Genomic DNA, 11,650 nt, shown 5'->3' with positions numbered 1-11,650 from the left:
AATTGTTACGATTAAAAAATAACAAAATCCAACTAGGTTATCACACACTGTTGAAACTGTTCAGCAAGCCTTTGTTTATCTAAGTTCTTTCCGATAAATACTAGCTCACTGATCCGTTCATCATCTCCCCACGAGCTACCTTCCTCACCAGCAAAAAGCATATGAACACCCTGAAAGACAAAGCGTTTATCTTTTCCTTTTATGTTCAATACACCTTTGTAACGATATAAACGCTCCCCTTGAATTTGAACTAGAAAAGATAACCATAGATTTAGTTTTCTTAAATTCAAGGGTTTCTCTTCTTTCAGAGCTAAGGAAGATATTTCATCATCGTGGTGATGGTGGTGGTTGTTTAAAAAATCTGGATTCACCTTAAGTTTTTCCTGTAAGTCAAATGAGCAAATTCCCAGAACCTTATCCAATTGAATGTGGCTATTCTCACAAAGTTGATGAGACGCAGTGGGATTTATTCCTTCCAGTCTTTTCTGTAAATCAGTAAGCTGATTTTTTGTTACCAAATCAATTTTGTTGACGAGAATAATATCCGCAAAAGCTATTTGGTTGATAGCTTCCCCTTGTTGATCTAAGTGCCTGGAAATATGCTTAGCATCTACCAGTGTACAAACCCCGTCGATAAAATAACCTTCAATCATTTCCTTATCCATTAAGAACGTTTGTACCACTGGAGCAGGATCAGCAAGACCTGTAGTTTCAATAATAATCCGATCAAACTCAACCATCTTTTCTTTCTTTGATATAGCAAGCATGGATAACGTATCGATTAAATCTTTACGGACATTACAGCAAATACACCCACTATTAATTTCAATAATTTCTTCATTGGTCTGTTCAATAAGCTGGTCGTCAATCCCTATACCTCCAAACTCATTCACAATAACAGCTACTTTTTCTTCCGTTTGCTTGAGAACTTGATTAAGAAAAGTGGTTTTCCCTGCGCCTAAATAACCCGTCACTATTGTTACAGGAATTCTTGAATCATTTTCTAACATAACCTTGTTCCTCCAACCATTTATCAAGAGCTTGCCAAGGCATAAGTGCGCAATTATGTCTTGCTCGTAATTTGTGTACTCCCTCCAGAGAAGGTGCATCGCCTAAGTCAACCTCATCCTCACGTTCACCTTCCCTGATTAAACGTTCAAAGGCCTCCCTCTTAATCAGGCATTCCTCCAAGGTATTGTTTTTTAAAAGCTCCGTCATCATTGAGCATGAAGCCATACTAATACTACAGCCTTCGCCTTCGAAGGATAAATCCTCAATTCTTTCCTCTCCTTCGCTTACATATAGAACCATCACATCCCCGCAGGTAGGATTTTTATAATGAACTTTATAGATTCCTCGTTCTCCGTCCATCGTTCCATAGTTCCGTTTATATTTTGCGTGGTCCATAACAACTTGACGGTATAAATCGTCCAGCATATATTCCACCCCTATAAGTATTGATTGTTATTTAAAAACCGTAAACGGCCTCAAAAAACTTAATTCTCGCTTAAAATGTAATCATTACGTTTTATTTTAAACAAAAAAATTATTCCTGTAAACGATCGACTCCAGGAATGGATACAAAAAACACCCTTTGATTTTCTTTTAATTGCGACCTGGATCGAACGAATTCCGTGCAATCTTTCCATTTAACAGCGTCCATCATAGGTATTAGCTGACGACTAATCTTTTCCTCTACCTGCTTCATCATGTGCAAAAGTTCAAACAACGTCATATTAAAATGTTCCGCTGCATGCTTATGCGGCGAAATATTTCTGAGATGACTCATAAACTCTGCTTGAGAACCGACTTCCTCTGCTATATCATCTTCCATCTTCATGACATAATGATATATTTCTTTCTGTTGTTCAGGTAGAGCCCTAATTATGTTCTCCGTTAGTATTTTAAGTAGATATTCACTCATCGTTTCACCTCTATATATTCCGAGCCATATCGGTCAGACAGGTCATTGCTAACATTTTGTCCCTTCCATCCATACTCTACCTATTCACCTCTTAGGAGTGAATTAAAAAAAAAACAGTAATCATTACTATTAGCGAATAAGGGTATTAAATCACATATTTAAATATTTTGCAATCCACTTCTGCATTCATTTTTATAAAAAACAAATAAATCATTAGGATATACACTTCAAATAACCACGGCAACTTTCGTTATCCTATATTTTTGATTCGGCAACAATTGTATACCTGCCATTAAAGTCAAGATTAAAAACATCACAGAGCAGGTCAGTCTTATAATATGCAGCTGGTTTTCTTATATAAAGTAAATGGATGTATCGTTGCAACCTGAAGGAAGATCATTGATAACCCTTTAAAAAGCACCCTGTTGCCCCCTCCCCCCTTCTACAATCATGGTACGGAGTGAGGCAGGTGCTTTTGTCTAAAGGACTTTCGTTAATATAGGGAAAATGTATGGGTTTGCTGGTTCAGGAATTTGGATGACTTCTTTTATCCGTATGAATGGGATTTCTACACCGTTGTAATCTTGTACATCTATCATTCCGTTTACTTCCACCCATGTATTTTCACTAAGATTGGTTGCCTGGTTAGTCTCACTCAACAATCCAATGACACTGGCATCGGCAACACAATGGGTGATCAGAAACCTTGCCACTACCAGCTGATTAGTATCTAACCCCTCCTCCTTGAACACAAAGCCTTTCATTTGAATCGTTTTCCCTATGAACTTATGGGGGTTGGTCTGTATTTCTTGGTAATAAGAAGCGTAAATATCCTCGTTCATCTGAATCAGATCATTGTTCAAACGATCCATCCTTTGTTCATATTCTTCATCTGTTAAATAGTTGGTATTTGGGATCGGCTTGTTCTCATCAAGAGTCGGTGGATTGGATAATTGTTCCCTTTGATAAGAATTTTCTTCTTGAGGCAAAAGGGAGCCTTTATTTTTAGCGATTGTTGCGTCCAGGGATGTCAGCTCTAGTCCAAACCCTGTGAATAAAGGAAAAAGGAGAACCAAATAGCTCACGCACCTCTTGAGATACGATTGCTTGTTATCATGGTCCTCCGTACAACCAGGATGACAGAATGCATGTTCGTTGGATTTCCCATCCCATACTCTTCCCAACTGGACGAAAAACAAGAGGAGGGTAACTCCAGCGGCCACCTGACTCATCAGAACATATTTGGGGTTGACTAATTTCACAATATCCCCGGTGTGATGCAATTGTATAAGAAAAAAAGCAAAGGCGGCCAATAGGATCAGCTTTAAAAATTGATAAAAGTGAAAGCGCATCATCCACTCACCTGCCCACCAGAGAAATAGTGATTGTACATAGGAAGACAATGACAGTAATTGACAAGAATAATGTCAAAACAAACCTGGATTTAAACACACTCAACAGCATAATGGTATTTTTCAAATCAATCATAGGTCCATAGATTAAAAAGGCTAAAACAGCGCCGGAAGGAAACAAACTACTAAAGGAAGCTCCAATGAAAGCGTCTGCTTCCGAACATAAGGATAGAAAGAAAGCCATTCCCATCATGACAACCGTTGACCCCATCAACCCTTCCCCAAACAAAAAGAGGGACTGGGCTTGTACATACGTTTGAACAAAGGCAGCAACGAAAGCTCCAATAATTAAGTACTTCCCCATGTCAAAGAATTCATCAATGGAATGTACACACATACCCTTAAGCTTTTCCATGAAGGAAACCTCTACCCGAGGACCACTTTCAGATCCATACAAATTGGAAACAGAGTGCTTGAGCTGGTTTGACTTAAAAAAAGAACTGATCAAGAGGGAGATCAGCAGCGCCGCAACAAATCCTCCCCCCATCCGTAAACCTGCCATTCTTAAATCATTTCCAAAGGCCATATAGGTCGATAAAATTACAATAGGGTTAATCAAGGGTCCAGTCAGCAGAAATCCAATGCTTGCATGCAACGGCACCCCTTTTGCTACTAATCGCCGGACGATTGGTACAATTCCACATTCACAAGCTGGAAATACAGCCCCTACCAAACACCCCATCATAATGGCCCGATACTTATTTTGGGGAATCCATCGCTTTACATGCTCTTCTGTAACAAACATTTGAATACACCCTGCAATAAGAACACCTATGAGTACAAAAGGAATAGCCTCAATGATTAGACTAAGGAAGATCGTATTCAGCTGTTTGAAGGAATCGGGAAGGATTAAAAAAGAACTCTCTCCAACCCATTGACTGTAGGTAACAAAATAAGCAACCATGACGAAAGCCAAAACTGCCGTAACATCCAACAATGTTCCGTAAATCCTAAAAGTCATACGCTCCTCCTATCCTATGCTCTTCCCTTTTAACGAACCAACGTCAAGGATCTACAGCCAGCTTATAAGATTAAGTGTTTTAATCATTTTATTTTTTTACTAACCGGTTGAAGCTATTCAATAGTTCTGTTCGCTGGAGCTGATTACCGATCAAGATTATAGCAGGACGCATCCGAGCCGGATGTTGAATTTTTTCAAATGTAAGAGTGTTGGAAGAAAGCTGAAAGGAATAAAGCCCTTCGTGGCCTTCAAGATTCACGACCCCTTTTCCTCTTAATATAGCTTCAGGTAAGTGACCCAACCAATTTTCCAGTTCACGTCTCTTGATTATTGGTACAGGATCAATCTTCACTGCATGTAACCCAGAATGGTTATGGTGGTGATGATGAGAATGAGGGACCTCTTCTCTAATTTCTGAATGAATAGAAATGGGAAGGTGATCTATCCGCTTCTTGAATAACTCTGACAGAGGGACATTCCCATAGGACGTCTGAAAGATGGGGACGGATTCTCCAACGAGACCTTTAATTTTCTTGATGGCTTTATTTAACATTTTCCCTTTAGAAAGGTCTAGTTTATTTAACAAAATGATAGTGGCACTGGTAATCTGTTCTTCCAACAGTTTCCTTATATCGGCAGTACTTGAAAAAACACTTTGATACTCTATAAAAGTACTAGAGTCAATCAAGCTAATCATAGAGTATAATTCGAAAAGAGAAGCGTAACTAGGATCTTCTAATACTTTCTTCACTTCCAGAGGATTGGAAACGCCTGTTCCTTCAATTAATAGCAGGTCCAATTTATTGAATTGCATCTCCATAATCAATTCATCTAACGTTGTTTTTAAATCTTCTTTTATAGTACAGCATATGCAACCGTTTAATAGTTCTTTCACGTTTTGTTCTTTAAATAGAGGTTTTTCTATATTTACTTCTCCCAGTTCGTTTAAAATCACGCCCACCCGAAGATTATTCTTTTCACATTCCTCTATCATCTTCAATAAAACTGTCGTTTTTCCACTTCCTAAGAATCCACTAATGGTATAAATCGGTATAGTCATCATTAACATCCCCTCTAATAAATGGTAATTGTTACTATTTACTACACTCTACTATTTGAAAAGAAGAAATATACCTGATGACCATGGCTTTTCACATAAATTAAGAAAAATGACTCACTCGATTGGAGTACTCCATATTAGATATGGCGGTGTAAATAGAGTAAGCACAATAATAATCGGCATTCGTGGACAGGTATGTATAAGATCAAAAGAAAAAACATAAAACCATAATGATCATGTGTCTACTAAACTTGAGATTATTTCATATAAAATACTTGAACATTGAATTATGCTTTATGCATTGTATAGACCTCTTCTTACAATTTCATAACTGTTTTTTCATCGCCTATATGTTCTACCTTTAATGTTAAACACTACCGGGGCTCACATCTGTTGTCTGATTCTCAGCCAAAGCCATACTTTTTCTTAATGCTATTTATTGACTATCTTTTTTTATTGCTTTACAATTCGTAACTGTTACGTTTTGATCAAAAAATCAAGAAAGGGGAACTATGAAATGAACAAAAAAATATACTTAGGTATCTTCCTAATTCTGATTGTAGGGGTTTTCACAGCTTGCAGTGGACAAGGAGAAGAAAATTCCACTGAGGACTCAACAGACGAAGAAAGTGTTTCTGAAAAGGAAACTTCAGAAAATGAAAAAAGCAATAATGAAGATGGGAATCTTACAATAGCTGTTTCAGTAGTACCTCAAGCGACGTTTGTGGAAAAAGTGGCAGGTGATAAAGTGAATATTGTCACAATGATTCCCCCTGGTAATAGCCCGGCGAATTATGAACCGACTCCAAAGCTAATGAATAAATTTAGTAATTCTGATATCTATTTCTCCATTGGCGTTCCTACTGAAAAAGCTAATATACTATCGCAAAAAGATTTAAATGAGGATATCAACATTGTGAACCTGGCAAATGCAGCTGCTGAAAAGTATGAGGAAAGACAATTTCCTTCTGGAGGAAGAGATTCCCACGTATGGATGTCCCCAAAACGTGTGCAAGTAATGGTGGATAAAATTGCGGAAGTACTAGGAGAAGCTGACCCTGGTAACAAAGAATTGTATGAAGAAAATGCGGAGCAATACAACCAAAAACTAGAACAATTAGATACTGAAATTGAAGATACGCTTGAACCAATAGAAAATAGAACATTCATCGTATACCACCCAGCCTTTGGATATTATGCTAAGGATTATAATTTAGAAATGGTCGCTCTTCAGAAAGGTGGCAAAGAGGCAGCTCCGGAACGACTGGAAGAGATCATCGATTTAGCCGAAAAGAAAAACATCAAAGCAATTTTTTATCAAAAAGAAATTAGTTCTGAACAAGCAAATTCCGTGGCAGAAGCAATTAATGGAGAGACAAAAGAGATTTCGCCATTAAATCCAGCTTATATTAATAACATAAAAAATATGACGGAAACATTTAAGAAAGTTTTGGAATCTTCATGAAACAAACGATTATTGAGGTGAACAACCTTAATGTGAATTATGGAAGTGTCAAGGCACTATCTAATGTCAATCTCAGTATAAAAGAGAAAGAGTTCTTAACGATTATAGGTCCTAACGGTGGTGGAAAGACCACATTATTAAAGGCGATGCTGGGATTGATTTCACCTTCAAGTGGGACGGTTAATATAAATAAGTCCAGCGAAACAAATCGTAAAGCTCGTATTGGCTATGTACCTCAATTTTCTAATTTTGATAAGAGCTTTCCTATTACAGTATATGACTTAGTACTTATGGGTCGATTTTATAAAAAAATCGGCCCTCTCCATCGCTATACAAAAAGAGATAAAAAAGCAGCTAGGGAAACATTAAACCAATTGGGGTTAGAAGACTTACTAAATAGACAAATCGGGGAGTTATCAGGAGGACAATTCCAAAGGGTTCTAGTAGCCCGAGCTCTCGTCTCCAATCCCGATGTACTCATGTTAGATGAACCCACAGCCAGTGTGGATAAATCCTCAAGTGAAGATATCTATCACCTCTTATCGGAATTAAAGAAAGATAGGACGATTATCGTAGTTTCTCATGATACAACGGTGGTTTCCTACTTTACCGAAACAGTTGCGTGTTTAAACCAGAAATTGCATTACCATGGAGGATTCGAGTTACCAGAGGACGTCATTTATGAAACGTATGGGACAAATGTCGATATTATATCACACGCTAAAAAGGGCAGGCATCGAGTGTTGGAAAATCACGAGGAGGTAGAATAATGTGGACGGCACTTACTGAATATGCGTATCTTCAACATGCACTAATAGCTGCTATATTAACCAGTATTGTCTGTGGATTTATTGGCACTATTGTGATGGAGAAAAAAATGATCATGTTAAGTGGTGGAGTAGCTCACGCAGCTTTTGGTGGTATCGGCTTATCCTATCTGGCAGGTTTCTCTCCCATGTTAGGTGCTTTACTGTTTTCTGTTAGTTCTTCAGTAGGAATAGGCAGGATTAATCGGTATTCGAAAGGGAATACCGACGTTCTGATTGGACTATTATGGTCAATGGGTATGGCGCTCGGAATTCTATTTATAGCTTTCATGGATGGATATCCACCTGATTTAACAACGTATCTTTTTGGTAACATATTAACTGTTCCTAGTTCTGAAATAAGAGCTATGGTCCTTATTACCATATTGGTCACCGGGACCTTCCTACTCTTCTATAACGCCTATAAAATCTTTTTATTAGATGAAGAGTTCGCAAAAGTTCAAGGTATAAAATCGAACTGGTTGGAATTAATATTATTTATCCTGTTAGGACTAGCAATCGTGGTACTGATTCAAGTTGTAGGGTTTTTGTTAATATTTGCACTAGTAACATCTCCGCCTTCTTCCGCAAAATTCTTCACTAAAAAGTTAGGTCATATGATTACGCTCGCCACAGGTTTTTGCTTGATATTTACCGTGGGAGGCCTTTGGATTTCTTATTCATTTAATATACCTTCAGGGGCTACCATTATTTTGCTATCCGGATTGTCTTATTTTCTATGCTACAGCTTTAATTTGCTGAAAAAGAGTTTTAGGCTAAAAAAAGCTGTAATGTAATACAATAGCATCACTCTGATTTGGATTACTACGACCTGATATTTACTATTAAGACCAAAAGAAATTAGAAGCTGTTAAACGGTCTCTCCATGAAGTTTGCTTCTTATTTTTATCCCAATACCTAGGAGGTTAATTTATGAATACTTTTTCTTTTACCATAGGTAACTACAGTGCTTTGGTGATGTCTGATGGGGAGATGCCTGTTACTAGAGAGTTTTTCCTCGCCAATACACCTGATCATATCACTCAACAATTCCCGAAAGAATTCCATGCTCCTCTAAATTTTATTCACCTTAAAATAGATAATGAAAATATTTTAATAGACACAGGGTTTGGCAAGGAGTGCGAAGACGCTGGTCTATTAATACAAGCGTTAAATAATCATGGAATAAACAGGTCTGACATCGATCATGTCATTCTAACCCATGGACATTTAGATCATATTGGAGGATCTGTGATTAAGGGGGAGCCTGCCTTTCCTAATGCAAGCTATTATCTTCATGCAGCAGAATGGGAAATGTGGGCGGCAAAACAATCTTCGAAAGAATACGAAATTCTGTCTAACTTAGAAAACTGTACCACCCTTATTAAAGATGACACAGAAATAGTTCCGGGAATTAAGCTTCTCCATACCCCAGGGCACACTAACGGACACCTGGCAGTAATGGTAAATTCACAAAATCAAAAACTACTCGTGGTGTCTGATATATTAAGTGATCCATGTACACTTAACCACCTCTCCTCTCATATCGGGTTGGAGATATCACCAGAAAAAGGGCGTCAAACCAGAAAAACCATCATAGATTTTGCCGAACAGCAAGGCATCATGTTATTTGTTTGTCATTACCCATTTCCAGGTCTGGGGTATATTCAACAACATAATGGTACTTATAAGTGGAACTCCCTGCTCGATTAATATAAAAACAGTAAAGAGAAATTTAATTGAGTAAACAACCTGCTCGATGAGTTAGCAATACATGCAAACAGGAAGTGTCTCATTTCAAACGGTGTTCACTTTCGGTACTATCAAGATATTTTAAAGAAGTGTACCAGTAATGGTTACAAAAACTTCTGAAGAACAGATACAATAATGTATCGATCCTCATGTCCTACATGAAAATGGGGGTATAATACAACTGCCCCCGCCACTTTAATGGAGCTTTGACTATGTGGAACCCGATTTAATGCAACGACTAATTGTACAGGAGTGTTAATCATGAAACACACCGAAGTCCATATCCTTTCTGGATTTTTAGGTTCAGGTAAAACGACCCTCTTACAACGAATTCTTGAAGAAGAACATCAACAGAGGCGAAAAGTCGGGGTGATCATGAATGAATCTGGCGAACTACCCATTGACACTCATGCATTGCCTGAAAACACACCTTTGAAAGAACTTCTAAACGGATGTGTCTGTTGCACCCTTTCAGATAAGTTAGAGACCCAAATTTCTGATATTTTACTTCATTATGATTTAGACGTCATATACATTGAAACCACTGGGGTTGCACACCCTGTTGAAGTATTAGATGCTTGTTTAACCCCTCTTCTATCTAATAAAATCAAGGTCCATTCAATAATCACCATGGTGGATCCATACAGTTGGGCAGGAAGACATAACCTAAGTGTACCGCTTAGGAAACTCATCACAGAACAGGTAAAACATGCGGATATTGTAATACTCAACAAGTCAGATCAGCTCACTAAACGAAATAAAGAGAAACTGATCAGGGAATTAATGGAAATAAATCCCACCCGAAAGGTACATGCAACAAAGTATGCCCAAGTTCCTTGGGAGACATTTTTAAATAGAGAAGATAAACAACGAAGGGAACGTGAAAAAGAAAGTACTATAGATCACCTGCACATTAAGACATATGTTCATACATTTTCTTCTCCAGTCCATAAGAAATTTTTCGAAGAGTTCTTGAAGTCAATGCCTGAAAATATATACCGTATCAAGGGGTATATACGTCTAAAAGATCATCGAGGAACGTTTCTTTTTCAATATTCTTATGGCATGCCGAGTTTTACCCCCTCCCCTTTAAACTTAGAAAATAATCTGGTGTTTATTGGTGAAAATCTTGATCACTTTGATTTAAAAAAGAAACTAATTGAAGTCGAGAAAGAATCTTCTGCTATTAAGTAAAGAATCGAAAATAAAAATATAGGATACTCATTTAAATAAGAGGTTGCACCTAAGCATGATTGCCAATTCATGCTTAGGTGCAACCTCTTAAATGTGTAACCACTAGAATATGTATGATTTTTTCATCTGGATTGAATCATCATTTTATGTTTAATAAACGTGTGTTCAGGAGATTTTATAATTGTAACGTTAAGAATACTACAAAGGAGGTTTATTTATGGAAAATGGACACGAAGTACATGAGCACCACCCTCACAAGCATAGTCTTTCATGTGGTCACACAAAAATAAAGCACGATGATCACATTGATTATGTGCATAACGGTCACCTTCATCATGAGCATAATGGTCACTGGGATGAATGTAAGATTCCAGTTACAGAAACCAACCCCGATCAGTGTGCTCCCATGAATTGTGGATGTAATCATGATAGTGACTGCGGGCATGAATTAGTTCCACATGGGGATCATATGGACTACTTGGTAAATGGACGTCTACACCATGTCCACGGTGATCATTGTGATGACCACGGACCTGTAGAATTAGTTACCCTTAAATAGGTTATCTCTCTACACACCATCTACTTCAGCATCAATTAAGAAATCTATTAGATTCCCCATTCCTACTCGGTTTAATGTCTCGTACTTATACAAAGAGGTAGGAATTGGGGGAATCACACCTCATGAAAATTCGTAACCATTCATAAGGCCTTCTTCATTTTTAGTGCACTAAAAAATCTTAATTCTTTATTAGAAACTGAATATAACAAAATATTCTGTCTATTACAAAAATATTTTTCAATAAAATTATTTTCCCTGAATTGTAGATTTATTTCAAAAAGAAAAAGCCTCTCATAAGTTCAAAGAACTTATGAGAGGCTTCATTTAAAAAGTTTTTTATCTCCAAGAATGACAAAAAGTATGTCAATTAAGGATTAAATAAGGCTATGATCGCCTTCATAATAAGGTTTTGGGCGTTATTACATCATGCCGCCCATTCTCTGTACTAACTAAATATTAAAGAATAAGATGTGAAAAAGCCTATATAATCGGCTATCTAACTTTACAATATTGGTAT

Annotated in this window: 12 protein-coding genes; 6 read left to right on the top strand and 6 right to left on the bottom strand. The window is 37.4% G+C overall.

All coding sequences use genetic code 11. From position 1 onward, the window contains the following. Positions 1-32: 32 nt before the first annotated feature. The 6 genes from ACXADE_RS02370 to ACXADE_RS02345 form a co-directional block, all read right to left on the bottom strand. Positions 33-1,010, bottom strand: a complete 978-nt coding sequence (locus tag ACXADE_RS02370) for a CobW family GTP-binding protein (protein WP_474978911.1) — start codon at positions 1,008-1,010, stop codon at positions 33-35. Continuing rightward, positions 997-1,437 carry a Fe-S cluster assembly sulfur transfer protein SufU gene (sufU, locus tag ACXADE_RS02365; RefSeq protein ID WP_474978910.1) on the bottom strand — a complete coding sequence of 147 codons (441 nt, stop codon included), beginning with the start codon at positions 1,435-1,437 and terminating at the stop codon, positions 997-999. The genes ACXADE_RS02370 and sufU overlap by 14 nt, the downstream gene beginning before the upstream one ends. 109 nt (positions 1,438-1,546) lie before the next feature. Then, positions 1,547-1,924, bottom strand: a complete 378-nt coding sequence (locus tag ACXADE_RS02360) for a hypothetical protein (protein ID WP_474978909.1) — start codon at positions 1,922-1,924, stop codon at positions 1,547-1,549. Between the two features lie 479 nt (positions 1,925-2,403). Continuing rightward, a complete protein-coding gene (locus ACXADE_RS02355; RefSeq protein WP_474978908.1) occupies positions 2,404-3,276 on the bottom strand; it encodes a TIGR03943 family putative permease subunit in 873 nt (290 codons plus the stop codon). A gap of 7 nt (positions 3,277-3,283) precedes the next feature. Continuing rightward, complete coding sequence (locus ACXADE_RS02350; protein WP_474978907.1) at positions 3,284-4,297, bottom strand: permease; 1,014 nt, start codon at positions 4,295-4,297, stop codon at positions 3,284-3,286. An 88-nt stretch (positions 4,298-4,385) separates the two neighbouring features. Beyond that, positions 4,386-5,357, bottom strand: a complete 972-nt coding sequence (locus ACXADE_RS02345; protein ID WP_474978905.1) for a CobW family GTP-binding protein — start codon at positions 5,355-5,357, stop codon at positions 4,386-4,388. A 517-nt stretch (positions 5,358-5,874) separates the two neighbouring features. Here ACXADE_RS02345 and ACXADE_RS02340 point away from each other — a divergent pair. The 6 genes from ACXADE_RS02340 (at position 5,875) to ACXADE_RS02315 (ending at position 11,133) form a co-directional block, all read left to right on the top strand. Further along, positions 5,875-6,822 carry a metal ABC transporter solute-binding protein, Zn/Mn family gene (locus ACXADE_RS02340; protein ID WP_474978904.1) on the top strand — a complete coding sequence of 316 codons (948 nt, stop codon included), beginning with the start codon at positions 5,875-5,877 and terminating at the stop codon, positions 6,820-6,822. Then, positions 6,819-7,592 (top strand): metal ABC transporter ATP-binding protein, encoded by a 774-nt coding sequence (locus ACXADE_RS02335; RefSeq protein ID WP_474978903.1) that lies wholly within the window; start codon positions 6,819-6,821, stop codon positions 7,590-7,592. Before ACXADE_RS02340 ends, ACXADE_RS02335 begins: the two co-directional genes overlap by 4 nt. Continuing rightward, positions 7,592-8,425: a metal ABC transporter permease gene (locus tag ACXADE_RS02330; RefSeq protein ID WP_474978902.1), complete on the top strand. Its 834-nt coding sequence runs from the start codon at positions 7,592-7,594 to the stop codon at positions 8,423-8,425. The genes ACXADE_RS02335 and ACXADE_RS02330 overlap by 1 nt, the downstream gene beginning before the upstream one ends. A gap of 136 nt (positions 8,426-8,561) precedes the next feature. Further along, entirely contained in the window at positions 8,562-9,341 is a 780-nt protein-coding gene (locus ACXADE_RS02325; protein WP_474978900.1) for an MBL fold metallo-hydrolase, read from the top strand. Between the two features lie 300 nt (positions 9,342-9,641). Continuing rightward, positions 9,642-10,574 (top strand): CobW family GTP-binding protein, encoded by a 933-nt coding sequence (locus ACXADE_RS02320; RefSeq protein ID WP_474978899.1) that lies wholly within the window; start codon positions 9,642-9,644, stop codon positions 10,572-10,574. Between the two features lie 217 nt (positions 10,575-10,791). Next, entirely contained in the window at positions 10,792-11,133 is a 342-nt protein-coding gene (locus tag ACXADE_RS02315; protein ID WP_474978897.1) for a hypothetical protein, read from the top strand. Positions 11,134-11,650: the final 517 nt, after the last annotated feature.

The sequence above is a fragment of the Halobacillus sp. ABR2_026 genome, from assembly GCF_056158545.1.
Note: the sequence above shows the minus strand (reverse complement) of the source record. Positions and strands in the feature narration are given on the sequence as shown.